We start from the raw sequence: 24,499 nt of genomic DNA, 5'->3' as shown, positions 1-24,499 counted from the left end.
CTACTCTTGTCCGGTGGACCACCGATCTCCGACCGTCTACCGCAGCCGTTCCTGGACGAACCGGCGCCGGGCACTGATCGCGCTCGGCGTCGCCGCTCTCGTGCTGCTGGGCTATCTGATCGGCACGTGGGGGGACTCCCCGGCCGTGACACCGGCTGCCGCGGTGTCCCCGCCAGCGGTCGCCTCAGCTTCCCCGCCTCCTTCTGACTCGCCTTCGCCCTCACCGTCGCCGTCTCCCTATGAGGTCTTGCAAGCCGAGTCGGCAACCGAGTTGGCCGGGATCCAGAAGGAGGGCACGCAGGATGAGGGCGGCGGCGAGAACGTCGGATGGATCACCCGTGCCGACTTCCTCCGGTTCGACAACTACGACTTCGGCGAGGTGCCGGCGACCAAGGTGCGGATCCGGGTGTCGTCCGAGGCGAGTGTCACCGGTCTGTTGGAGATCCGCCTGGACAGCCGGGACAGCCCGCCGGTCGGGGAACTGTCGGTGAGCAGTACGGGTGGGTGGCAGAACTGGCGTACGCGTACGACGGCACTGCAACCGGTGACCGGGGTGCACACGGTGTTCGTGACGTTCAGCGCCGCCGACGACAGCGAGTTCGTGAACCTGAACTGGTTCCAGTTCGAGCACTGATCGGCCTGCTCAGACCCGTACGTCCGCCTTGCTCGACCGCGCGTTCGGTCCGCCGTTCCCGCCTGCTCTCGCCTGCCCGCCTGCTCTCGCGTGCCCGCCTGCTCGCCTGTCCTCGCGTGGGGATCCGCATTTCGCGACGTGATTCCACGGTGTCGCGGGCACCGGTTCTCGAACGTTTGTACTAAGATGCTGGGTGTGATCCTGCATGCCGATCTCGACTCGTTCTACGCGTCAGTCGAGCAGCGCGACGACCCAGCGCTGCGCGGCAGGCCCGTGCTGGTGGGCGGCGGTGTCGTGCTGGCGGCGAGCTATGAGGCGAAGGCGTTCGGGGTCCGCACACCGATGAGCCTCGGTCGCGCCAAGGCCCTGTGCCCCCACGCGATCGTCGTGCCGCCACGCATGTCCGCCTATGCGAAGGCGAGCCGCAAGGTCTTCGAGATCTTCGACGACACCACGCCGATCGTCGAGCCGCTCTCCATCGACGAGGCGTTCCTCGATGTCGACGGCCTCCGCAAGATCCGCGGCAGCCCGGTGGAGATCGCCCGGCGGCTCCGTGCCGAGGTCCGGGATCGAGCCGGGTTGCCGATCACGGTCGGGGTGGCCGGCACCAAGTTCCTCGCCAAGGTCGCCAGCGGCGCCGGCAAACCGGACGGGCTGCTGGTCGTGCCGCTCGGCGAGGAGCTGGCGTTCCTGCACCCCCTGCCGGTCGAGAAGCTGTGGGGCGTCGGCCCGGTCACCGCCGCGAAACTCCGCGAGCGGCAGATCCACACCGTCGGCCACGTCGCCCGCATCGGCGAGGCCGCCCTCATCGCCATGCTCGGCGAGGGCGCCGGCCGGCACCTGCACGCCCTCGCCCACAACCGCGACCCCCGCCGCGTCCACAGCGGCCACCGCCGCGGCTCGATCGGCGCCCAGTGCGCCCTGGGCCGCGGCAACCGCCCGTTCACCGAGGTCGAAGCAACCCTCGCCGCCCTCGTCGACCGCGTCACCCACCGCATGCGCCGCGCCCACCGCGCCGGCCGAACAGTCACCGTCCGCCTCCGCTTCGACGACTTCACCCGCGCCACCCGCTCCCGCAGCCTGCTCAAGGCCACCATGCAGACCGGCACCATCCTGCGCACCGCGGAGGCTCTCCTGAGCGAGGCCCGCCCCCTGATCACCGACAAGGGCCTGACCCTGGTCGGCGTCGCAGTCAGCAACCTCGACGGCGACGGCAACGTCCAACTCGAATTCCCCTTCGACAACCCAGGCGACGACGGCCTCGACGCCGCAGTCGACCGCGTCCGCGAACGCTTCGGCTCCGGCGCCCTCAGCCGAGCCGCAATGATCGGCCGCAACCTGAACCCCACCGTCCCCCTCCTCTCCGACTGACAGCCACCCGAACCCGACAGATGAGCACAGGCAGCGAGCGGCCTGAGCCGACGCGGCGCTGACGAAACGTGGCGTCGCGGGCGCGGCGTGGCACGGCGAGCGCGGGCCGGGCACGGCGAGCGCGGGCCGGGCACGGCGCGGGCTCACGGGTCCGCTCGGCTGGTATCCGCGCAGGTATCGGCCCCGTATACGTGCCTCACCTACGGCCGACCAGCGCCAGCCGTAGCGCAGCCACCGAATCCGCCCCCGAAAGCGTGCCCCGACTACGGCCGACCAGCGCCAGCCGTAGCCGAGCCACGCACCCGGTCGCCGGACAGGCGGAGAGTGCAGGGCCAAACCGGCAGGGCAGGGCGGCGGCAAGCGGCGACGGGACTGCGCGACGGCGCCGCGGCGTGAGGAAGCACGGCGCCGCGGCGTGAGGAAGCACGGCGCCGCGGCGTGAGGAAGCACGGCGGCGCGAGCGTGAGGAAGCACGGCGGCGCGGCGTGAGGAAGCACTACGGGGTGGGGCGGTGAGGGGGTGGGAGGGGAGGTTGGGGGTGGACCAGGCAGACTCGGGGGGTGCGGAGGATCTATGTGATCGGGATCGGGGCTGGTGACCCGGATCATTTGACGCTGCAGGCGGCTAAGGCTATCGGGCGTACCGATGTGTTTTTTCTGCTTGACAAGGGTGCGGCGAAGCAGAGTCTGGTCGATCTGCGGGAGCGGATGATTCGGGGGTACTCGCCACCGCGGCGGCGGATTGTTGAGGGGCGGGATCCGGAGCGGGATCGGGCGCCGGCTGACTACACGGGGACGGTTGCTGACTGGCGGCATCGGCGGGCGCTGGTGGTGGAGGAGCTGCTTGTCGAGCATCTCCGGGAGGATGAGGTCGGTGCGATTCTGGTGTGGGGGGATCCGTCGCTCTACGACTCGACCATCGCGATTCTGGAGGAGATTCTGGAGCGCGGCCGGATTGGCTTCGAGTATGAGGTGATTCCGGGCATCAGCAGTGTGTCGGCGCTGGCGGCCAAGCATCGGATCGGGTTGAACCGGGTGGGGCAGCCGTTTCAGGTCACGACCGGGCGGCGGCTCGCGGAGGGGTGGCCGGAGGGTGTGGACGACGTGGTGGTCATGCTCGACGCGCATCAGACGTTCACGAAGTATCCGGAGGCCACGGTCTACTGGGGCGCCTATGTGAGCACTGAGGACGAGCTGCTGGTTTCGGGGCCGGTGAGCGACGTGGCCGAGGAGATCGTGGCGACGCGCGCCGAGGCACGGGAGCGGCACGGGTGGATCATGGATACGTATCTGCTGCGGCGTCATCAGGGTGGGAGTGACGCGGCGGCGGAATAGTTTCACCGGGATTCAATTGCCACTCGAAAGCATTCTTTGCGATTGACGGGGGCTCTTTCCGGCCGAATAATGGGTGCAGGAAAACCATTCTCCGATCGGAGAAGAGGCCCACCGGCGGCGAGCCGGACGGCGACGTTCTCGACGGGTAGCGCCTCGGCGGAGGTCAGTGGGGAGCTCGACACCTCTACGGGACAGCTCAGCTTCCATTGGATCAGCTGCATGGGCAACGGCGCGGTGGTGAACGGGACGGCCTGCGCCGGGGCGAACAGCAGCGGATACACCGGCGTCGTGACGGTCGCCTGAGAACAACGCGGAGAGCGTGACCCGGCCGAAAGCGGCTGGGTCACATCCGGTTGAACGGGTCGGCGTAGGTGAAGGCGCCCCGCAGCTCCGGCCGGTAGGCCGAGAGGGTTCGCACCTGGAAGTGAGGCGCCCACTCGGCGACCGGCGGCGTGATGCCGAACTCCGCCGCGAGTCGGAACCCGAACCGGCTGTAGTAGGCCGGATCGCCGAGCAGAACGACGAGCGGCTCCCCCAGCGCATCCGCGGCACCCAGAGCCGTGTGGACGAGCGCCTTTCCGACACCGCGCCCCTGATGATCCGGGTGCACGCTGAGCGGCCCGAGCCCCAGCGACGGAGTGCCACCCAGGTCGGAGCGGGTGCAGGCCACATGACCGGCGACCGCGCCGTCCACGATCGCGACCAGCGACAGGGCCGGGATCCAGCCGTCGTCCGCGCGCAACTCGTCCACCAGGTCCGCCTCGGCGGCCTGCCCGAACGCAGCGAGGGTCACCGCATGAATCTCTGCCGCCTGGCCCGCCGACTCCCGCTGAACGATCATCGCTCCAGCCTTCCGCCCACGAGCACCAGCGGCAAGCCGTTTACGCGGCGCCGCCCGGCCGAGAACACGCCATCCGGCCCGGGAACCCGCGCAGAGACGTTTACGCGGTGCCGTCCTCCAGGTCGCCCTCGGTCTCGAGGTAGAGCTGCTGCAGCGCCGCCAGCGTCTCCGGCGACGGCGAGTCCCACAGCTTGCGGTCGGCGGCCTCGAGCAGGCGCTCGGTGATGCCGTGCAACGCCCACGGGTTCGACCGCTTCAAGAACTCCTGGTTCTCCGGGTCGAGCGCGTAGCTGGCCGCCAGCTGCTCGTACATCCAGTCGGTCACCACACCGGCCGTCGCGTCGTACCCGAAGAGGTAGTCGACCGTCGCGGCCAGCTCGAACGCTCCCTTGTAGCCGTGCCGCCGCATGGCGGCGATCCACCGGGGGTTGACCACCCGGGCCCGGAAGATCCGCGCCGTCTCCTCGGTCAGGCTGCGGGTCCGTGCCTGGTCCGGGTTGGTGGAGTCACCGATGTACGCGGCCGGGGCCTTGCCGGTCAGCGCCCGCACCGTGGCGATCATGCCGCCGTGGTACTGGAAGTAGTCGTCGGAGTCGGCGATGTCGTGCTCGCGGGTGTCGATGTTCTTGGCCGCGATGTCGATCCGCCGGTACGCGTTCTCCATGTCACCGCGAGCCGGAACCCCGTCGAGCCCCCGCCCGTACGCGAACCCGCCCCACACCGCGTAAACCTCGGCCAGGTCGGCGTCGTCCCGCCAGTTCCGGCTGTCGATCAGCGGCAGGATGCCCGCCCCGTACGCTCCCGGCCGCGACCCGAAGATCCGCATCGTCGCCCGCCGCCAGTCCCCGTGCGAGTCCTGATCGCGCAGGGCGTGCTCGCGCACGTAGTTCTCCGGTTCGTCGAGGGCGGCGACCAGCGTAAAAGCGTCGTCGAGCATCGCCACCACGTGCGGGAACGCGTCCCGGAAGAACCCGGAGATGCGAACCGTGACGTCGATACGCGGCCGGCCCAGCTCTTCCCGGGAGATGGGTTCCAGGCCGGTGACCCGGCGAGAGGCGGGGTCCCAGATCGGGCGTACGCCGATCAGCGCCAGAATCTCGGCGATGTCGTCACCGGCCGTGCGCATGGCACTGGTCCCCCACGCGGAGAGTCCCACCGAGCGCGGCCAGTCGCCGTAGTCGGCCCGGTAGCGGTTGAGCAGCGACTCGGCCATCGCCTGCCCGGTCTCCCAGGCGAGGGAGCTGGGGATGGCCTTCGGGTCGACCGAGTAGAAGTTGCGGCCGGTGGGGAGCACGTTGATCAGGCCACGCAGCGGGGAGCCGCTCGGCCCGGCCGGCACGTAACCGCCGTCCAGGGCGTGCAGGACGTTCGTCAGCTCGTCCGTGGTCCGGGCGAGGCGCGGCACCACCTCTGCGGCAGCGAATTCCAGCACACGCCGTACATCTGCATTGTCTGAAATATCCGGGACGGCAGTGGGCCATCCGCGTTCCTCCATCGCGGTGACGAGTGCCCGGGCCTCGGCTTCGATCTCGTCGACGCGGGTGAGCGGAGCGTCCTCGGCCAGGCCCAGCGCCTCACGCAGACCGGGCAGCGCGGCCACCTTCCCCGCCCACATCTGTCGCGCCCGCAGCATCGCCAGCACCAGGTTGATCCGCGCCTCACCCTCCGGCGCCGCACCGAGGACGTGCAGGCCGTCCCGGATCTGCACGTCCTTGACCTCACACAGCCATCCGTCGATGTGCATGATGAAGTCGTCGAACTCCTCGTCACCGGGGCGGTGCGCCAGGCCGAGGTCGTGGTCCATCTTGGCGGCCTGGATCAGGGTCCAGATCTGCGCCCGGATCGCCGGCAGCTTCGCCGGGTCGAGGGCGGCGATGTTCGCGTGCTCGTCGAGCAGCTGTTCCAGGCGGGCGATGTCACCGTACGACTCGGCGCGCGCCATCGGCGGGATCAGGTGGTCGACGAGTGTGGCGTGCGCGCGCCGCTTGGCCTGTGTCCCCTCGCCCGGGTCGTTCACCAGGAACGGGTAGATCAGCGGCAGGTCGCCGAGCGCCGCGTCGGTGCCGTCCGAGGCGGACATGCCGACGTTCTTGCCGGGCAGCCACTCCAGGTTTCCGTGCTTGCCGACGTGCACCACGGCGTGCGCGCCGAAGTCGTCGGCCAGCCACCGGTACGCGGCCAGGTAGTGGTGGCTCGGCGGCAGGTCCGGGTCGTGGTAGATCGCCACCGGGTTCGCCCCGAACCCGCGGGGCGGCTGCACCATCACCACGACGTTCTCGTCGCGCAGTGCCGCGAGCACGATGTCGCCGTCGTCCACGTACAGCGAGCCGGGCGCGGCGCCCCAGTGCTGCTCGACGCGTTCCCGGAAGTCGGCGGGCAGCGAGGAGAACCACTGGGCGTAACGGTCGCCGGGGATGCGTACCGGGTTGACGGCGAGTTGCTCCTCGGTCAGCCAGTCCGGGTCCTGGCCGCCCGCGGCGATGAGGGTGTGGATCAGGCCGTCGCCGTCGAACGAGCCGAAGTCGCCGATGCGATAGCCGCGGTCAGCGAGAGCGGCCAGCAGAGCAACGGTCGACGCCGGAGTGTCCAGCCCGACAGCGTTCCCGATCCGGGAGTGCTTGGTCGGGTAGGCCGACAGCATCAGGGCGACACGGCGGTCGGAAGGCGGCACGTGCCGGAGCCGGGCGTGCGCCATCGCGATACCGGCGACCCGCGAGGCCCGCTCCGGATCGGCCACGTAGACCGACAGCCCGTCCGGGTCGATCTCCTTGAACGAGAACGGCACCGTGATGATCCGGCCGTCGAACTCCGGGATCGCCACCTGCGTCGCGGCGTCCAGCGGCGACAGCCCGTCGTCGCTGGCCTCCCAGGCCGCCCGCGAACTGGTCAGGCACAGCCCCTGCAGGATCGGCACGTCCAGGTCGGCGAGCACCCCGACGTCCCACGCCTCGTCGTCACCGCCGGCCGAGGCCGTCGCCGGCTTCGTCCCGCCCGCCGCCAGCACGGTCACCACCAGGGCGTCCGCCTTGCGCAGTTCGGCGAGCAGGTCGGGCGGCGCGGTCCGCAGCGAAGCCGTGAAGATCGGCAGCGCCCGGCCGCCCTTGGCCTCGATCGCCTGGCAGAGCGCCTCGACGAACGCCGTGTTCCCGGCCATGTGGTGTGCGCGGTAGTACAGCACCGCGACCGAGATGCCGGAATCCACAGTGGCGCGGGGAAGCAACCCCCACTCCGGTGCGGCGACCGCCGGGGCGAACCCCTTGCCGGTCAGCAGCACGGTGTCGGAGAGGAAGTCGTGCAGCGAGGCCAGGTTGCCGGCCCCGCCCTGCGCCAGATAGACGTGCGCGTCGGCCGCCACACCGGCCGGGACCGTGGAGAGCTTCATCAGGTCGGCGTCCGGCGCCTGCTCGCCGCCGAGCACCACGACGGGGACATCACCGGCGAGCAGCGTGTCGAGACCCTCTTCCCAGGCCCGGCGCCCGCCGAGGATGCGCACCACGACCAGGGAGACCCCGTCGAGCAGGGCGGGTAGGTCGGCCACCGCGGTCCGGGCCGGGTTCGCCAGGCGCCAGGCCGAGCCGCCGGCCCGGGCGCTGAGCAGATCGGTGTCGGACGTCGACAGCAGCAGAAACACGCGTGCGCTCCCCCTCGGGGTCCGCGCCCCGGGTAGTAGAGATCACGGCGACCGGAGTTCCTGGCTCCCGGACCGAAAACGCCCGGTGACAGTGGCGGGACCGCGCCGGACTCGCACCGGCTTCCTCCGCGGCGTCGCCGCTATTTCCCCACCACGCTACAAGACATCCAAGGGAGCCGGTTCTGTGACGCTGCCGACCCGAGGCTGCGGCCGTGACGGTGACCGGCCGTAGTATCCGGGCGGTGATCCCCCGGTCCTCCGACACCGACGCCTGCCCCGGCGCGCTGCGGCTGCATGCCGCGGCCGACGGCTTGCTGGCGCGCGTCCGGCTGCCCGGGGGCATGCTGACCGGCGGCCGCCTGCGTGCCCTGCGTGCGCTCGCCGAGGAGTTCGGCGACGGCCACCTGGAACTCACCTCGCGTGCGAACCTGCAGATCAGAGCCTTGCAGGCGAGAGACGCCGAGACCTTGGCGACCCGCTTGCGCGACGCGGGCCTGCTGCCTTCGACAACCCATGATTCCGTACGGAACATCGCGTCGCCGCCGCTCGCGGGGCAACCGCTCCGGGAGCTGGTCTCCGACCTGGACAGAGCGATCATCAGCGATCCGGCCCTGTCCCGCCTGCCCGGAAAGTTCCTCTTCGCGATCGGTCACGTCCCGCTCGCCTCCGACGTCGCGGCGGTCCCGGCCGGTGACCTTTTCGCGATCCGGTTCGCCGGTCACGACACCGGCCTGCGGGTTCCCGCCGAGCGGGTGGTGACCGTGATGACCGCTACCGCCCACGCGTTCCTCGCCGAACGGGCGGCGCAGCGCGGGGACGGCCCGGCGGCCTGGCGCCTGCGTGAACTCACCGGCGGCCCGGCCCGGGTCTCCCGGCGGGTCGCCGAGGCGCTCAGCCTCACCGCGACCGGCGTGGAGACGGCGGCGCCGGTCGAGCCCGTGGAGACCGGCGACCTCCTCGGTGTCGTGGAGCAGCCCGACGGACTCCGCGCGGTGGGTGCCCTGGTTCCCCTGGGCCGGCTGAGTCCCGTACCGATGAAGGTGTTGGAATTGGCCGATCGGCTGCTGATCACGCCCTGGCGTGGGGTGATCGTGGCCGACCTGCCAGAAGACGCCGCGGCAGGCTGGACCGATCGCCTGATCGCGGCCGGGCTGCCGGTCGCGGCAGACTCCCGGTGGGTCGGTGTGACCTCGTGCGCGGGCCGCCCGGGCTGCGCGAAGTCCCTGGCCGATGTCCGCGCCGATGCCGCCGCGGCGTCCCGTCACGTCGACGGCCTGCCGGTGCACTGGGTGGGCTGCGACCGCGCCTGCGGCAGCCCGGCCGGCCGGCACGTCCTGGCCCGCGCCACCACCGGCGGTTACCTGGTCACCCGATTGAGCAATTTTCAACCTGGCATCGGGCCCGAAGCTGCCGGGCCGTTGTCCGGCGCTGGCGGCCGAGGCCCTCGCCACGTTGAAAAAGGCTCATCCCCCAGCCCCGACGATGTCTCCGCCGCATCCTCCCCCGTCGCGCCGGCCGCGCTGGGGGACGTGGTGGCGGCGGCGAGGAGACCCTGATGGATTACGTGCGCGACGGCGCGGAGATCTACCGGCGTTCGTTCGCCACGATCCGGGCGGAGGCCGACCTGTCCGGGCTGCCCGACGACGTCGCCCGGGTGGTGGTCCGGATGATCCACGCCTGCGGGATGGTCGACCTGGTGGACGACGTCCGGTTCAGCCCGGGTGTGGTCACGGCGGCCCGCAAGGCGCTGCTCGCCGGCGCACCGGTCCTCTGCGACGCGCAGATGGTCGCGTCCGGGGTGACCCGCAGCCGGCTGCCCGCGTCCAACCAGGTGATCTGCACCCTGCGCGACCCGGCCGTGCCCGCGCTGGCCCAGCGGATCGGCAACACCCGCAGCGCCGCCGCCCTCGACCTCTGGCGCAACCGCCTGGGCGGTGCCGTGGTGGCGATCGGCAACGCGCCGACGGCGCTGTTCCGGCTGCTGGAGATGGTCGAGGCGGGTGCGCCCCGGCCGGCCGCGGTGCTCGGCATCCCGGTCGGTTTCATCGGCGCGGCCGAGTCGAAGGAGGCCCTCGCCGAGTCCGGCCTGGAGTACCTGATCGTGCGTGGCCGCCGCGGTGGCAGCGCCATGACCGCGGCCGCGGTGAACGCCCTGGCCTCGGAAGCGGAATGAGGGAAAGCGGAGTCATGACGAACCAGACCCGGACCGGCAGGCTCTACGGCGTCGGGCTCGGCCCCGGCGACCCGGAGCTGGTCACGGTGAAGGCGGCCCGGCTGATCGCGGCGGCCGACGTGGTGGCCTACCACGCCGCGCGCCACGGCCGCAGCAACGCCCGGGCGATCGCCGCCGGCTATCTGCGGGACGGTCAGATCGAGGAACCGCTGATCTACCCGGTGACCACGGAGACGACCGATCACCCGGGCGGCTATCAGGGCGCGATCGACGAGTTCTACACCGTCTCCGCGGCCCGGCTCGCCGCCCACCTGGACGCCGGCCGCGACGTCGTCGTGCTGGCCGAGGGTGACCCGTTCTTCTACGGCTCCTACATGCACATGCACAAACGGCTCGCCGGCCGGTACGAGGCGACGGTCGTACCCGGTGTCACCTCGGTCAGCGCCGCGGCCGCCGTCCTCGGCCGGCCGTTGATGGAACGCGACGAGGTGCTCACCGTGCTGCCCGGCACGCTCACCACCGACGAGCTGACCCGCTGGCTGGAGCGGACCGACTCGGCCGCCGTGATGAAGCTGGGCCGCACCTTTACCGGTGTCCGCGAGGCCCTGGACCGGGCCGGGCGCCTCGACGACGCCTGGTACGTGGAACGCGCCACCACCGACCGGGAACGCTCCGTCCCGCTCAAGGACGTGGACCCGGACTCCGTGCCGTATTTCTCGCTCGCCCTGCTGCCCAGCCCCGCGGCCACGGCGTTCTCCGCCGGAACCGCCGAGGACCACAGCACCGAGTTCGTCAGCACGAAAGCGCTGCGCACCGAGCCCGCCGGACCGGCCGACCTGGTCAGCCTGGAGGGCGCGGACGCCGCCGCCCTGAGCGCCGCGCACCCGGTCAACGGGATCGGCAGCGTGACGGTGGTCGGGCTCGGCCCCGGTTCCCGCGACTGGCTGACCCCGGAGGCGCAGGCCGCCCTCGCCTCCGCCGACGACCTGGTCGGCTACGGCCCGTACGTGGACCGGGTCCCGCCGAACGCCCGGCAGCGCCGGCACTCGTCGGACAACCGGGTCGAGGCCGAGCGGGCCGCGTTCGCGCTGGACCTGGCGAAGAACGGACGGCGGGTGGCGGTCGTGTCATCCGGCGACCCCGGTGTCTTCGCGATGGCCGCTGCCGTGCTGGAGGTGGCCGAGGACCCGCAGTGGAAGGACGTCCCGGTCCGGATCGTGCCGGGCCTGACCGCGGCGCAGGCGGTGGCGAGCCGGGCCGGCGCACCGCTCGGTCACGACTTCTGCATCCTCTCGCTCTCCGACCGGCTCAAGCCGTGGCCGGTCATCGAGACGCGGCTGGCGGGTGCGGCCGCCGCCGACCTGGTTATCGCGATCTACAACCCGGCCTCGAAGAGCCGCAAGGAGCAGCTGGTCCGGGCCCTGGAGCTGCTGCGCGAGCACCGGGCCGGGCACACACCGGTGGTGGTCGGCCGGGACGTCGGCGGTGCGGGCGAGTCGGTACGGGTCACCACCCTCGCCGGCCTCGACCCGGCGACCGTCGACATGCGCACCCTGCTGATCATCGGTTCGTCGCAGACCCGGGCGGTCACCCGGGGCGACGGCACCACAGCGGTCTACACGCCCCGCCACTACCCGGGCTGACGCCCACCATCGGCCACCGCACCGGAAACGTAACGGGTGTCCCGGACCACACCCGCACCGCAACCTCACTGCCTCGAGGCGAACCCTGACGGCCAACCGCCGATCAACCGAATGGAGGGGCCACTGAAAAGCAACTTGTAAAGGGCTGAACACCCATGAATAGCTCACGCACCCGGGCCGCCATCCTGGCCTCCTCCTTACTTCTCGCCGTCGCGCTTCCGGCCACCGAGACCCTGGCCGCGCCGAAGCCGGCCCCCAAGCCGAAAGCCACCGCGCCGAAGACCCCCGCTCCCAAGAAGACCACTCCCGTGCCGAGGAAGACGACTGCGGCACCCGCGCCGGTCGCCACGGTGAACAATGAGGTCGTGGCGACGATGGAGAGCCGGTTGGACGCGGTCCTCCGGGCCAAGACGATCAACTACTACCCGTCGAACGCCGGGTGGTCGGCGATGTGGACCGGCTTCGACGCCACGAAGATCGACGCCGACATGGCGAAGGCCGCGGGAATCGGCGCCGACAACGTCCGCGTCATCGTGTTCCCCCAGGCGTTCGGCTTCCCGAAACCGAAGGCCGAGTACACCGAGCGGCTCCGCAAGTTCGTCAGCATCGCCGACGCGCACGGGATGACCGTCAAGCTGACCCTTTTCGACTGGTGGTCCGGCTACTCCGACGCCGCCGGCAGCGCCGCGTGGGCCAAGACGGTGCTCGCGCCGTACGCGGACGACCCGCGGGTGCTCTCGGTCGAGCTGAAGAACGAGTTCCAGCCGGGTGACACGGCCGCCGTCGCGTGGGTGCGCAAGCTGATCCCCGCGGTCCGCGAGGTCGTACCGGCCATGCCGCTGACCCTCTCGGTCGACGGCGGCAGCGGCGCCCCGGGCATGACCAGGATCAAGGCACAGCTGGCCGGCACCCCGCTCGACTACTACGACTACCACTTCTACGGCGCGTCGGAGCGGGCACTCGCCGAGATCCGCCGGGCGCAGGCCGCCGTCAGCCCGGACCCGATCGTGATCGGCGAGACCGGCCTGAGCACCGCCACCAGCAGCGAGGGCGAGCAGTCCGCGTTCCTGGCCCGGGTCTTCCAGGCGGCGCGGGCGGCCGGCGTGAGCTCGGTGGCGCCGTGGACGCTGTACGACTTCGCCAACGGCGCGATCCCCGGCAACTCCCAGGTCTCCAGGGTTCCCGCGCAGTACCGGTTCGGCCTGCACCGGGCGGACGGCACCGCCAAGCCCGGCGCGGCCGTGGTGCGTACGGCATGGGCCGGCGGAAAGCTGGAGAACAGCATCCTGGACTTCGGCTTCGAGTCCAGCGCGGGCAGTTCGCCGTGGCGGCCGTACCTGTCCGACGCGGGGATCGCGGTCCGCACCGACGACGCGGCGCACGGCGGCAACTGGTCGGTGCGGTTCTCCGGGACCGGGCGTACCAGCGGCGGCGTGCCGTCGGTGCGCACCTCGCCGATCGTGCCGGTGTCGGGCGGTCAGAGGTGGCACGCCGAGGCCTGGGCCAAGGGCGTGAAGGTGACGGGCACCAACGAGATCGCGCTGAGCTGGTTCGACATCAACGACAGGTGGCTCGGCCAGAACTCGTCCAAGGCGGTCGCCAAGGGCACCAGCGACTGGACCAAGCTCACCATCGACGCGGTCGCCCCGGCCGGTGCGACAAGCGTCCAGCTTCACCTCAAGTCGGGCGACAACAAGGGCTCGGTCTGGTACGACGACGTGACGCTCGCGCTGTCCTGACCACTGCCCCGAACCTTGATCCTGCTCAGCAGGCGGTCGTACGCAGCGACCGTACGATCCCAGGACGACGGATCAGCGTGCCGCCGGCCGGCGAGGCCGGCGGCACGCTCGATCGCGGCACCCAGCTCACCCGGCGCCCCCGCCTGCACGAACACCGCACCGGAGTACGCCTCCGCCGCCTCGACCAGCCCGCCGACCGCGGTGAGCACCACCGGCAGGCCGTGGCTCATCGCGATGTGCAGCGGCCCGCTCGCCGAACTGCGCCGGTACGGCAGCACCACCACGTCGGCGGCCGCGAAATACTCGTTGACCTCGGCATCGGCGACATAGCGGTTGACGAACGCGATCCGGTCCCGGACCGGTGATCCGGCGATCATCTCGCCCGGCAGCGTCCAGCCCTCCCAGGTCTCGCCCACCACCGTCAGGTGATAACCCGGCCCGAGCGCGGCGAACGCCTCGACCAGATCCTCGAGCCCCTTGTACGGCCGGATCGTCCCGAAGAACAGCAGCCGGCAGACCCCGTCGCCGCCCGCCCGCCGCACCGCCGGCTCGTGATGGTCGAACGGCCCGTGCAGCGCCACCTCGGCCGGCACGTCACCCAGCTCGTACGCCGCGGCCAGCGCCGCCCGGTCGAACCGCGAGTGCACGATCACCCCGTCGGTACGGCGCAGCAGCGGGCGGATGCACGACCGCACGTACTTCGCCGCCCACCGGTGCCGCAGCTCCGCGGTGTCCTGCACCTCGTGGAACTCGACCACCACCCGGATGCCCAGGGACCGCGCGGCCAGGCACAACACCAGGTACGAGTGGAGCACGGCGCCCGTCCACCACTGGAGGACGAGGACGTCCGGCTGGAACTCACGCAGGAACGCGACGGCCCGGGCGAGGCTCGGTACTCCCCACCAATCGATGCCGTCGAACACCCGTACCCCATCGTCGTAACGCAGATCGGCAAGAGAGTGACCGACCCGCGCACGCCCGGGATAGAGCCTGGCCGGTAGCAACCGGCGCATCAGGATCGTGCCCACCTCGAAGCGCTCGGAGAGCGCGTTGCTCAGCCGGCAGGTGTAATAGCTGATCCCGGAGAGGAACCGCCAGCCCGAACCCACCACCAGGATCCGGGTCTTGCTCCCATCGCCGGGCGGCACTGAGCCTTTTTCAACGTGGCGAGGGCCTCGGTCGCCGGCGCCGCACAACGGCCCGGCAGCTTCAGACCCGATGCCGGGTTGAAAATTGCTCACTGATGCAGGCACGGTAGACCTCCTCGATCTGCGGTACGACACGGGCGGCGGTGAAGTCGAGCCCGCGCTCGTGACCGGCCGCGCGCAGCCGCGCGGCCAGGTCCCGGTCGGTGAGAACGCGCAGCAGCGCGGAGTGCAGCCGATCCGGATCGCGGGGCGGCACCAGCAGCCCGTTCACCTCGTCCTGCACGACGTCGAGCAGCCCGCCCGAGGCGGAGGCCACCAGCGGGGCACCGGCCAGCATCGCCTCGACCGCCACCTGCCCCATCCCCTCCAGCAGCGACGGCACCACCCCCGCGGCGGCGCCTCGCCAGGCCGCCATCACCTGCGGGTGCGGCACGTCGTGCCGCACCACCACACCCGGCGGGATCGGCGGGGTGTCGTCGCGCTGAGCGCCGAGACAGACGAGCGCCGGCGGCTCACCCGGACCCGCCCACCCGGCCGACAACCGCCGGAACACGGTGAACAGCACGTCGATGCCCTTGTGCGGGCCGAGCTGCCCGACGAACAGCAGATAGGGCCGGTCCGGCAGCCACTCCGGCCGCGGCGTGACCCGGGCCAGCTCGTCCAGGCCGTCCGGCACCAGGCTGGAGAGGACCCGGACCGGCAGGTCACCGGGAAGCCGGGCCAGGTCGAGGGCGGAGGCGACCGACGACGAGATGGCGGTGAGAGAATCGATGCCGCGGTGCCGCTGGGCGCGCAGGCCGGCGGTGAGGACCGCCGCGCGCGGCCGGCCGTACTGCGAGGACGCGCAGGGCATGCAGCGGGTCAGGCTGGGACCCGCGCACCGGCGACCGTTCTGGGAGAAAGTCTTGCGTACGCAGGTGAGCCCGAAATCGTGTGCGGTGTGCACGTGCGGCAGGCCGACGGGACTCGAGTGCAGCGGGAGGTAGCTGTACATCAGCCAGTCGTGGCTGTGCACCAGATCGAAGCGGTTCGCGCGCAGCACCCGGGCGATGGCCAGGGTGGTCAGCGGGTCGGCGAGGGTCGGGTGGAACGGCTTCCGTGCGTCCCGGTTCAGGCCGGGGAGCAGGGTGTTGGCGACGCTGCGGACCCGGAGTACGCGTACGCCGTTGATGTCCTCGTCGTGGGGGGCGGCGGGGGTGGCCAGGGTGAGGACTGTTACGTCGTGTCCGCGGCGGACCATCTCCTCGCCGCTGGTGGCGATGCTGCGTTCGAGGCCGCCGATGACGGGCGCGTAGAGGTTGGACAGGTGCAGGATTCTCATCGGACCCTCCGGTTCCGGACTGTTCCGCCGGCCCCCCGCCCACCCAGGTCCCCCCAGCTGGCTCCCAGAGGGGTGTCGGCGGCGTTTTGTCCCCCCTCAGAGCCAGCCGCGGTTGTCTGGCTGGCTCCCAGCGCTGCCTCACGCTCGGCCGGCTTCGCCCGGCTGGCTCCCAGGGGGGTGTCGGCGGCGATTTGTCCCCTCCCAGAGCCAGCTGGGGTTGTCCGGCTGGCTTCCAGAGGCGCCTCACGCTCGGCTGGGGTTGTCCGGCTGGCTTCCAGGGGGGTGTCGGGGGCGATTTGTGCCCGCTCAGGGCCAGCTGGGGGTTTTAGGCCGCAGAGGCAGGGCGGGCGGCGGGCGGCGGGAGAGGCGGGTTCGAGGCAGCAGCGGGCGCCGGTTGAGGGGCGGTCCAGGAGAGCTACGAGGGCCACCAGCAGGGCACTCGCCGTTTGACCGGCCAGCCAGGCCACCCCGGCACCGGTCACCCCGGAGCCGGGCAGGAGAAGCCAGGTCAGGATCAGGCACGTCCCGGCCCGTACCGCGTTGAGCCGCCGGCACCGCCGGAACTCCCCCCGCGACCGCCAGTGCGCGACCGCCAGGTTGGTGATCGCGTCCGGAAGCGCGGCGACCACCAGGATCTTGAGGAGCGGACCACCGCCGTCGGCGTAACCCGCGCTGAACAGGCCGAGGATGCGGTCACCGGCGATCAGGAGTACGGCGGCCGGCAACCCGACGACCGCCGCCACCACGGCAGCGGCACGGCTCACGCTGACCCGGGCGGCGTTGGTGCGCTCGGCGTACAGGGCGGACGCGACCGCCGGCGAGACCATGAAGAGCATCGACGCGGTCATCCACGCCAGGTAGAAGTGCGCGTTGGCGTCCGGCCCGAGGCGGCCCGTGACCAGTACGGGAAGCAGCGCCGCCGGCCCCGCCTGAGTCAGGTTGATCAGGTGGTGACCGGTCAGCGCGGTACGAAGATGCGGCAGCTCGGTGGTGATCCCGCCCGGGCGCAGCCGTGCACCGGGCCGCAGCCGGCGCGGCGCGGTCACCATCGACACCGCGCTGACCAGCAGGATCGGCAGCGTCCAGGAGATCAGCACGGCCTCGGTCCCGAGCGATCCCCCGGGAGCCGTCCCGGCCGCGAGCACGGCGAGAGTGACGATCTTCCCGGCGGCGAGGGCGAGGTTGCGCAGCAGCATCCCCTGCCCGGCGCGGTGCGCGACGTAGACGTTGTCCAGCAGCGTCGTCAGGGTGATCGCCACCGCGGCGCAGATCAGCGCCGCCGCCCCGCCGAACCCGGCCAGGAATCCGAAGTTCTCCGCCACCGCGGGTGCCACCAGCGCCACGACGGTGGCCGCGGCTCCGGTGGCCGCGGCTCCGAGGATCAGCCCGCCGCTGACGATCCGCGCCCAGCTGCCGGTGTCGCTGCCCGGCAGCCGCTGGATGAACATGTGCCCGGCGCCGAGGTTCGCGATCATGCTGACCGCTGTCGCGGCCGAGATCAGCGCGGTCGCCATGCCCACCGCGGACTGCGGCACGGACCGGGCGGCCATCATCCAGTAGCCGTAGCCGAGACCGCCATTGATCACCGTGGTAGCCATGATCAGCAGGCTGTTGCGAGCGAGGGAGTCTCGCATCAGGCGACGGGCGGCGGTGATCAGCACGTCGTGCGCCCCCGAAATGCGCCAGCCACAGCAGCCGGACGCGCGGCAGCAGGGCGCACAGCAGCGGGGCGCACAGCAGCGGGGCGCACAGCAGCAGGGCGCGCGGCGACCGGCCCGCGGGCGTAGAAGCCGGTGCTCGTCGTACCAACGCTGATGCTGACGGCGTGCAGACACCCGTCCGCCGGCAGCGCGGGCACACGCACGGACATCGACTGGACGGTATCGGCGGCCACCGTCACCGGGCGCGTGGCCACCACCAGGCCCCCGATCCGCAGGCTCAGCCGGGTTCTGGTGGTGTCGATCCCCGCGCTGGTCACCCGCACCGGAACGATCAAGCCGCGAGCGGGCACGGTGACCGGCCGGTCGATCTGAGCCGCCCAGCCGTTGAGCGCCACGCTGAGATAGCCCGGCTCAGCGGGACGCGGCGACGCCAGGTAGGCACGAACCGCAACCCCACCGACAGCGAGCACCAGCACAGCGGGCACGGTCACCGCCACAGCGGTCCGGGCATGCCCGGAAAGCCCACCCGAATCGCCGTCATCCTGCGCGGGCAGACGAAGGCGGGCGCGGAAGAAGGCCGCCGCACCCAGCATCGTCACCGTGACCGCGCCACCAAGGGTGAGCGGGAGGAGGCGTACAGGTGCGCCGGCCGCATGCAATCCGAGGGCCACCAGAGGCAGCGTGGCCAGCCCGGCAACCGCGGCGAAGCCAAGCCGGGCGATCGGGATGCCGCGCTCAAGAAGTGGGCCAGGAAGGACGGGCGGGCCGGACAGGGCGCGCAGCCAGAGCTCGCCGACGGCGAGCAGCGCGATCATGCAGAAAGGCAGGGCGAGCCAGGCGCGTCCGTCGGCTGCCAGGACAACACCCAGGCAGGTGTACGCAGAAAGCACCACCCGGAGAGTCATCGCCGCTCCCCATGAACCCGCTGCCCGAGGCTGCCGAAATCGAACCGGTAGATCGCAATGTGCGGACCGTCGTACATTTTGATCAGCCAGGGCAGAGCGTCGAACTTGGTCAGCTGTGCCCGGCTGAAGGCCGGCCTGCCATCGTGCGGGATCGGCTCGTTCGTCTCGAAGTAGATCTTGATGTCGGGCACCTGCTCGGCCATCCGGCGGTCCACGACGAGAAACTCGAACCGCCACTCCCGGAGCTGGTTCAGCAGTGCCGCGGGCGCCGGACGGCCGGGCTGCGTCAGGTACAGCTCGTAGGCCGGGAACGTCGCGGATCCGGTGGTCGGTTCTTGTTCGCCGTACGAGCCGAAGATCAGGCCGGAGTAGCGGTCGGCGACCAGCCGGGTCTCCCGCCCCTGAGTCTCGCGCAGCCACCGCGCGGCGGCCATCACCTCGGGGGTGACCGCCCGGGTGTCCGAGCCGAACACCGGCGGGCCGGGGAACCGGTACGACGGGTTCATCCCGGCCGCGTTGTTACCGACCAGCAGAAGCGCGCACACCGCCAGCAGCAGCGCGCCGGCCGACACGGAGCGGATCCGCCCGGCGAGTCCGATCGGGCGGCTCGCGCGGTCCAGCAGGGCGACGATCAACGGGGCGACCACCACCGCGATGCCGAGGTAGCTGAACGCCCAGGAACGCCGGGCGCCCTCGGCACCGGCGGGCGTGAGGATCAGCAGCGTCGCCGGGAAGTAAAGCGCGCCGACCAGCAGCATCGCGGCCGAGGCGGCCCGGGTCAGCGGCTCGGTGCGGTTCCGGCGGCGCCACCAGAGCAGCGTGGCACCGGTCATGGCGAGGAACGCGACGCCCGGCGCCACGAACGCCGACTGCTGCTCCCACCACGGTGCGATCGACTGGCTGAACAGGGTCCGGCCGCCCGACTCGCCGCCCGCCAGACCGCTGAACTGGTCCAGGGCGCGGCCGAGGTAGGGGTCGAGGTAGCTGGTGGTGCGGGGTGCCACCGTACCCATCCAGATCATGACGACCACGCCGACGCCCGCCGTCAGGGTCCAGGCGACGCGGGCCGGGGTGACGAGTGTCCGGTCGCGCAGCGAGCGGACCGTGCAGGTGAGCGCCAGCAGGGCGAGGATGCCGATCAGCCAGAGGGCGGTGAGGTGGTGGGTGGCCGTGATCGCCACGGCGAGCACCAGGGTCAGCGCGACCCAGCCGACCCGGGCGCCGCGCGGAGCGGTACGGACCGCGCGGAGCCCCGCGACCAGGGCCCAGACCATCACGCTGATCGCGAGGGACTCGTAGCCGAGCTGGGTGTCGAAGAAGAGGAACGAGCTGTTCAGGCTGTAGACGACGGCAGCCGCCGCACCGATGCGGGGGTCCGGCCAGAGCTGTCCGGCGAGAGCCGCGACGCCGAGGGCCATGAGCACGTGGGCGAGGATCAGGATGAGCAGCGCGGCGTGCCAGACGGTGAGCCCGGTCAGCGCGGCGAACGAGGCGACGGTGGCGTGCAGCCCGGGGTAGTCACCGATCACCCGGACGATCGGGTTCTGCTCGAAGAGCCGGCCGTCGAGGAGGATGTCGTGGCTCTGGCCCCAGTGCGCGTACTCGTCGTGGTAGAGCGGGCCGGTCGGATTGCGGAGCAGCTTGGGCAGGTAGGTGAAGCAGGCGTATCCGACGAGCACCGCGAGGCGCAGCCGTACCGGGGTGGTCCGGCGTACCGCCCAGAAGGCCGCCGGAATCGTGCAGACCAGCATGCCCGCCCAGAACCAGCCGAACTGGCCGCCCTCGCCCCACTCGGCCCGCCGGTAGGCCACGACCAGCGCGGCGGCCCCGGCAGCCGCGGCGGCGGTGAGCGTGATCGCGCACCCCGCCGTCGCGACCCAGGCCCGGCCCGCCGGTTCGGTGCGCTCCTCGGAGAGCCGTCCGGTGGCGGGCCCGGCCGTCGTGGCTGTCATCGACCGACGGCCCCCGCGGGTACCGGCCGGCCGGCCACCGCGGCGTAGAGCTCCCGCGTGGCACCGACCACGTCGCCCCAGCTCGGCAGCGTCGCCGGGCAGGTCCGGGCGGTCGCCGCGGCCTCGCTCAGCGCGGCCGCCAGCGCGGTCTCGTCCTCGGGGTCGGTGAAGCGCAGCCAGATGCCGTCGCCGGCGAGCCGGGCCACCTCGCGGTGCGCCGGAATCGGTGCGGCGACGGTGGGCAGGCCGGCCGCCAGCGCGTCGGCCACCGTCATCCCGAAGGCCTCGTGCGCCGAGGCGGAGACGGCCGCGGAGGCCTGGGCGAGGCAGGCGGTGAAGGCGGCGTCGTCGAGGCGCCCGTGGAACACCACCTGGCCGGCGAGCCCGAGGCGGGCGGCGAGCTGGCGCAGCTGCGCGGCGGCCGGTCCGGTACCGACCACGTCGAGCCGGTGATCGGGCCCGAGGTGGGCCATCGCGCGGATCACCCGGTCGACGCGCTTGTAGTGCTCGAGCCGGCCGACGCAGAGGATGCGGCGCACCGGTGACGGCACGGGTGAGGCCGACGGCCGCGGGTCGGTCCCGTTGGGGATGACCACGGCGCGGTCGCCCACCATGGGGAAGTCCCGCAGGACCAGGTCGCGTTCGGCGCCGGTCACGCAGACGACAGCACCGGCCCGGGTCATGATGGTCCGCCCGAGCGGCCGGTAGAGCGGGTGCAGCGCGGCCCGGAACCGGCTGTGCCCGGTGCCGTGGTAGTGCGGGGTGAAGACCAGCGGGGCGCGGTTGCCCAGCGCGGCGCAGAGCGCGGCCAGCGCGTGGTAGCTGTGCGCGTGCAGGATGTCGTACTCCTCGGCGTGCGCGCTCAGCCATCGCCAGAGCGGCACCGAGAGCCGGAAGTTGCCCGCCGGTACGGTCAGCGGGAAGCGCCGGACCAGCACCCCGTCGACGGAGTCCACCGACCGGGTCGCGCCCTGGGTGATCACCTCGACGTCGTCGCCGGCCGCGGTCAGCCCGGCGCAGAGGCGGCGGACATGCGTCTCCACGCCACCGATGTCCGGGTGGTACGCGTTCGCGACGAGGGCGATCCTCACCGGACCTGCCGTTCCGCCGCCCGGTGCGCCTCGGCCCCGCGCGACCGCCACTCGCGGGCGATCGTCCGCAGCACCCGCATCCCGTCGGTGAGGGCGTTGAGGTTGCTCACGCCGTGGATGCGGGAGTGCTCGAAGCTGGGCACCTCGACGATCGTCAGCCGGGCACGCGCGGCACGCAGGTTCAGCAGGGTCTCGATCTCGAAGCCGTCGCCCCAGAGCCGCCCGTCGGGGGTCTCCGGCGCGGGTGAGGTGCTGTCCAGGTTGAAAACGTCCAGGTGCCGGGACCAGAAGGCGTTGTAGCCGTAGCAGAGGTCGCTGTATCGGGTGCCGAAGAGCACGTTCACCAGCACGCTCAGGCACTTGTTGCCGGCCCGGCGCAGGCGGGTGATGTCGGCGCTGCCGCCGGCCGGCCGGAACCGTGAGCCCTTCGCGAAGTCGGCGCCGGAGCGCAGCGTCTCGATGAAGCTCGGGATCTCCAGCGGGTCGGTCGACCCGTCAGCGTCGATCATAACGATGATGTCGCCGGTGGCCTCGGCGAAACCGCAGGCCAAGGCGTTGCCCTTACCGCGGCGGTTCTGGCGCACGACGCGGATGTCCGGGCGCAGGTGGAGGGCGACCGCCACGGTGTCGTCGGTGGACCCCCCGTCGACGAGCACGACCTCGTCCACCTTGGGCAGCCGCGAGAAGACGTGCGGCAGGTTCCGTGCCTCGTTCAGCGCCGGGACGATGACGCTGACGGTGGGTTCCGCTCCGGCGGGGCCCGGCGGCTCGGCGGTGGTCCGCTCGGCGCCGGTGCCGCCGGAAAGATCGCGGGTCTCGCTGGAAAGCGTGCCGGTGTCGCCGGGAAGCGTGCCGGTCTCGCCGGGAAGCACACGGTCGACCGTGGGCATGTCTCTCTCCGATCGGGCAGGGTGGAGCCGGCCCGGTCCGGGCCGAGGCATGGGTTCGGGATCTTTCGGTACGGGATCCGTCGCACGGACCCCACCGGAGGGGGTCGGCCGGTGCCTGGGCGGTGGCACCGGATCGCTCACGCCAGCGGCGCGTCGACCGTCCAGTCGTAGACGTCCTGGCGCGCGGTGACCTCGCCGGTGGACGCGGTGAAGCCGATCCAGCCGCTCTTGGTGCCGGCACCCTCGGCCAGGTCCGTGGTCTGGTTCAGCAGCAGCTGCTCGGTGGCGCCCGCCGACAGCGAGCGGACGTACACCTTGAGGTGGTGACCCTCGGCGTCGTAGCGCACGCGGGCCTGGAACGGCTTGCCGAACAGCGGGATCGACGACTCGGCGACCGCGGCGTGCTTGTCCGGGTTGCCACTGAGCACCACGGCGAGGTGGTTGCTGCTCGGGTCCGGCGTGTTCTGGTAGGTGTCGAACTCGACAGCGACGCTCTTGCGGATGCCGCGGTAGCCGAGGCCGCCGCCCCAGCCGCCGAGCGCGCGCGGCCCGGCACCCTGAGCGAGAAACGCGATGCCGTCGGCACCGGGCTTGCCGTGGTGCAGGTAGGCCGTGAAGGACGTCTCGAAGGACTCGGTGAGGTCGACCTTCGCCGTGGACCAGGCGGAGCCTGCCTGCTTGTAGCTGCCGCTGGTCAGCTCGATCTTGCGCTTGTCACCCCGGTCCGAGGTCACCGCGGCGGTGCCGTTGAGCGCGAGCGAGGTCGCGTAACCGGCGTCGATGGGCCGCAGCGTCTCGGTGTCACCGGGTGCGGCGGCGGCGCCACCGGCGGCTTGCACCGTGGCGAGTATGGAGAGCAGGGCGGAGGCCAGGAGGCCGCCCCGCGCCAGTCTGGAAGAACGCACGACATGCTCCGTTTCAGTGGGTTTGCCCGACTAAGACCTGGCCAAAGGTAGGGCAGACCGTGGAGCCGCGTGCGGGAGTCTCGGTTATTTACCCCCGACGGTTTTGTCTCCCGGCGTCACCGCGCGAACCGCCGGGGATGGAACAGGCCGATCTCGTGAGCCGTGGTTCCGGTGGTGGCCAGGTCCGCGAGGATCTCGCCCACGACGGGTACGAACTTGAACCCGTGCCCGGAGAAACCGCAGGCCACGGTCACCGACTCGTGCGCCGGGTGCCTGCTGATCACGAAGTGCTCGTCGGGCGACGTGCTGTAGAGGCAGGGCTCGCCACGCAGCCACTCACCGGGCAGGTCCGGCAGGATCCGCGCGGCGCCCCGGGCCATCTCCTCGATCTCCGCCGGATGCACGCCGGTGTCCAGCGACTCCGGGGCGGTCTCCGTACCGCGCCGGAAGAACGCGATCTTCGCGCCGCCGTCCGGCCCGTCGATCGCCGGGAAGCCGTACATCTGGGTGCTGCCGGCGGGCTCCCAGATGTAGATCGGGTGCCGGTCCGGCAGGAACGACCGCACACCGCCGCGCGGCGTGAACCAGTGCTGCACCTGCCGCTCGATCCGGATCGGTACGCCCAGGTCGGCCAGCAGCCGCGGCGCCCATGGGCCCGGCGTGATCACGAGTTGCCCGGCCGTGTACTCCCCCGCCGCGGTACGGACCCGCACGCCGCCGCCGGCGACCGGCTCCCAGGACTCCATCGGCTCGTGGAACCGCAGGTCGGCGCCGTGCCGAGTGGCCAGGTCGAGCTGCGCCAGCACGGTGCGCTCCGGCCGCACGAAGCCCGCGTTCCTCTCGTAGAGCGCGACCTCGTCCGGCTCGGGCGCCATCGTCGGGAACCGCCGGCGCAGCTCACCGGCGTCGAGAAGCTCGTGCTCCAGCCCCCACTGCCGTGCGCTCGCCAGGGCACCCGAGACGGTACGGCTCTCCGGCCGCCCCACCATCACGCCGCCGGTCCGCGTGATCACATCCCGGCCGGAATCCGCCGCCAGCCGGTCGAAAAGGTCGTAGGCCCGCAGGAGCAACGGCACGTACTCCGGGCCCTCGAAGTAGGACTGGCGGGTGATCCGGGAGCCGCCGTGGCTCGCCCCGCGGTCGTGGCCGGGGCCGAACCGCTCCAGCCCGAGCACCCGGTGCCCGCGGGCGGCGAGGTGATGGACGGTGGCACTACCCATGCCCCCGAGACCGACAACGATCACATCGAACGAGGGCACG

At 71.8% G+C, this 24,499-nt stretch carries 18 protein-coding genes and 1 riboswitch; of the genes, 7 read left to right on the top strand and 11 right to left on the bottom strand.

What is annotated here, in order from left to right:
• Positions 1-13: 13 nt before the first annotated feature.
• The 3 genes from ACFQV6_RS01895 to cobF all read left to right on the top strand — a co-directional run bounded on the left by ACFQV6_RS01895 (position 14) and on the right by cobF (position 3,339).
• Complete coding sequence (locus tag ACFQV6_RS01895) at positions 14-634, top strand: carbohydrate-binding protein (RefSeq protein WP_378025506.1); 621 nt, start codon at positions 14-16, stop codon at positions 632-634.
• 186 nt (positions 635-820) lie between these two features.
• Positions 821-2,005, top strand: coding sequence for a DNA polymerase IV (gene dinB / locus ACFQV6_RS01890; protein ID WP_378025505.1), 1,185 nt, complete (start codon positions 821-823; stop codon positions 2,003-2,005).
• Positions 2,006-2,565: 560 nt separating this feature from the next.
• Positions 2,566-3,339 (top strand): precorrin-6A synthase (deacetylating), encoded by a 774-nt coding sequence (cobF, locus tag ACFQV6_RS01885; RefSeq protein WP_378025504.1) that lies wholly within the window; start codon positions 2,566-2,568, stop codon positions 3,337-3,339.
• Positions 3,340-3,682: 343 nt separating this feature from the next.
• Here the strand turns inward: cobF and ACFQV6_RS01880 are convergent, their stop codons facing one another.
• Together ACFQV6_RS01880 and cobN are read right to left on the bottom strand one after the other, a co-directional pair.
• Complete coding sequence (locus ACFQV6_RS01880; RefSeq protein WP_378025503.1) at positions 3,683-4,180, bottom strand: GNAT family N-acetyltransferase; 498 nt, start codon at positions 4,178-4,180, stop codon at positions 3,683-3,685.
• 100 nt (positions 4,181-4,280) lie between these two features.
• Positions 4,281-7,811: a cobaltochelatase subunit CobN gene (gene cobN / locus ACFQV6_RS01875; protein WP_378025502.1), complete on the bottom strand. Its 3,531-nt coding sequence runs from the start codon at positions 7,809-7,811 to the stop codon at positions 4,281-4,283.
• 31 nt (positions 7,812-7,842) lie between these two features.
• Positions 7,843-7,965: riboswitch (cobalamin riboswitch) on the bottom strand.
• Between the two features lie 88 nt (positions 7,966-8,053).
• Here cobN and ACFQV6_RS01870 point away from each other — a divergent pair.
• The 4 genes from ACFQV6_RS01870 (at position 8,054) to ACFQV6_RS01855 (ending at position 13,366) form a co-directional block, all read left to right on the top strand.
• Positions 8,054-9,367, top strand: coding sequence for a precorrin-3B synthase (locus tag ACFQV6_RS01870; protein ID WP_378025501.1), 1,314 nt, complete (start codon positions 8,054-8,056; stop codon positions 9,365-9,367).
• A complete protein-coding gene (locus ACFQV6_RS01865; RefSeq protein ID WP_378025767.1) occupies positions 9,364-9,984 on the top strand; it encodes a precorrin-8X methylmutase in 621 nt (206 codons plus the stop codon). The genes ACFQV6_RS01870 and ACFQV6_RS01865 overlap by 4 nt, the downstream gene beginning before the upstream one ends.
• 14 nt (positions 9,985-9,998) lie before the next feature.
• Positions 9,999-11,627: a precorrin-2 C(20)-methyltransferase gene (locus tag ACFQV6_RS01860; protein ID WP_378025500.1), complete on the top strand. Its 1,629-nt coding sequence runs from the start codon at positions 9,999-10,001 to the stop codon at positions 11,625-11,627.
• Between the two features lie 155 nt (positions 11,628-11,782).
• Positions 11,783-13,366, top strand: coding sequence for a glycosyl hydrolase (locus tag ACFQV6_RS01855; RefSeq protein ID WP_378025499.1), 1,584 nt, complete (start codon positions 11,783-11,785; stop codon positions 13,364-13,366).
• On the opposite strand, the gene ACFQV6_RS01850 is transcribed toward ACFQV6_RS01855, so the two are convergent.
• From ACFQV6_RS01850 to solA, 9 genes are all read right to left on the bottom strand, one after another.
• A complete protein-coding gene (locus tag ACFQV6_RS01850; RefSeq protein WP_378025498.1) occupies positions 13,300-14,514 on the bottom strand; it encodes a glycosyltransferase in 1,215 nt (404 codons plus the stop codon). The genes ACFQV6_RS01855 and ACFQV6_RS01850 overlap by 67 nt on opposite strands.
• A gap of 61 nt (positions 14,515-14,575) precedes the next feature.
• The gene (locus ACFQV6_RS01845; protein ID WP_378025497.1) at positions 14,576-15,835 is read right to left on the bottom strand and encodes a glycosyltransferase family 4 protein; all 1,260 of its coding nucleotides are present in this window, start codon (positions 15,833-15,835) and stop codon (positions 14,576-14,578) included.
• Positions 15,832-17,469, bottom strand: a complete 1,638-nt coding sequence (locus ACFQV6_RS01840) for a lipopolysaccharide biosynthesis protein (RefSeq protein WP_378025496.1) — start codon at positions 17,467-17,469, stop codon at positions 15,832-15,834. The genes ACFQV6_RS01845 and ACFQV6_RS01840 overlap by 4 nt, the downstream gene beginning before the upstream one ends.
• Before the next feature lie 20 nt (positions 17,470-17,489).
• The gene (locus ACFQV6_RS01835) at positions 17,490-18,401 is read right to left on the bottom strand and encodes a hypothetical protein (protein WP_378025495.1); all 912 of its coding nucleotides are present in this window, start codon (positions 18,399-18,401) and stop codon (positions 17,490-17,492) included.
• Positions 18,398-20,353: a DUF6541 family protein gene (locus ACFQV6_RS01830; protein ID WP_378025494.1), complete on the bottom strand. Its 1,956-nt coding sequence runs from the start codon at positions 20,351-20,353 to the stop codon at positions 18,398-18,400. Before ACFQV6_RS01830 ends, ACFQV6_RS01835 begins: the two co-directional genes overlap by 4 nt.
• Entirely contained in the window at positions 20,350-21,444 is a 1,095-nt protein-coding gene (locus ACFQV6_RS01825; RefSeq protein WP_378025493.1) for a glycosyltransferase family 4 protein, read from the bottom strand. The genes ACFQV6_RS01830 and ACFQV6_RS01825 overlap by 4 nt, the downstream gene beginning before the upstream one ends.
• On the bottom strand, positions 21,441-22,334 hold the full coding sequence (locus ACFQV6_RS01820) for a glycosyltransferase family 2 protein (RefSeq protein WP_378025492.1): 894 nt from the start codon (positions 22,332-22,334) through the stop codon (positions 21,441-21,443). The genes ACFQV6_RS01825 and ACFQV6_RS01820 overlap by 4 nt, the downstream gene beginning before the upstream one ends.
• Positions 22,335-22,471: 137 nt before the next feature.
• Positions 22,472-23,239: an L-type lectin-domain containing protein gene (locus ACFQV6_RS01815; RefSeq protein ID WP_378025491.1), complete on the bottom strand. Its 768-nt coding sequence runs from the start codon at positions 23,237-23,239 to the stop codon at positions 22,472-22,474.
• A gap of 116 nt (positions 23,240-23,355) precedes the next feature.
• Positions 23,356-24,498: an N-methyl-L-tryptophan oxidase gene (gene solA, locus ACFQV6_RS01810; RefSeq protein WP_378025490.1), complete on the bottom strand. Its 1,143-nt coding sequence runs from the start codon at positions 24,496-24,498 to the stop codon at positions 23,356-23,358.
• Position 24,499: the final 1 nt, after the last annotated feature.

The sequence above is a fragment of the Actinoplanes sp. GCM10030250 genome (genome assembly GCF_042666575.1).
Lineage (GTDB): Bacteria > Actinomycetota > Actinomycetes > Mycobacteriales > Micromonosporaceae > Actinoplanes.
This window is presented reverse-complemented; position numbering and strand designations above follow the sequence as displayed.

Excerpts from the sequence above, each read along its gene's own strand:
- dinB (WP_378025505.1), top strand. The coding sequence starts at position 821 with ATGCTGGGTGTGATCCTGCATGCCGATCTCGACTCGTTCTACGCGTCA.
- ACFQV6_RS01835 (WP_378025495.1), bottom strand. The coding sequence starts at position 18,401 with ATGACTCTCCGGGTGGTGCTTTCTGCGTACACCTGCCTGGGTGTTGTC.
- ACFQV6_RS01830 (WP_378025494.1), bottom strand. The coding sequence starts at position 20,353 with ATGACAGCCACGACGGCCGGGCCCGCCACCGGACGGCTCTCCGAGGAG.
- ACFQV6_RS01820 (WP_378025492.1), bottom strand. The coding sequence starts at position 22,334 with ATGCCCACGGTCGACCGTGTGCTTCCCGGCGAGACCGGCACGCTTCCC.
- ACFQV6_RS01855 (WP_378025499.1), top strand. The coding sequence starts at position 11,783 with ATGAATAGCTCACGCACCCGGGCCGCCATCCTGGCCTCCTCCTTACTT.
- ACFQV6_RS01845 (WP_378025497.1), bottom strand. The coding sequence starts at position 15,835 with ATGAGAATCCTGCACCTGTCCAACCTCTACGCGCCCGTCATCGGCGGC.
- ACFQV6_RS01840 (WP_378025496.1), bottom strand. The coding sequence starts at position 17,469 with ATGCGAGACTCCCTCGCTCGCAACAGCCTGCTGATCATGGCTACCACG.
- ACFQV6_RS01880 (WP_378025503.1), bottom strand. The coding sequence starts at position 4,180 with ATGATCGTTCAGCGGGAGTCGGCGGGCCAGGCGGCAGAGATTCATGCG.
- ACFQV6_RS01860 (WP_378025500.1), top strand. The coding sequence starts at position 9,999 with ATGACGAACCAGACCCGGACCGGCAGGCTCTACGGCGTCGGGCTCGGC.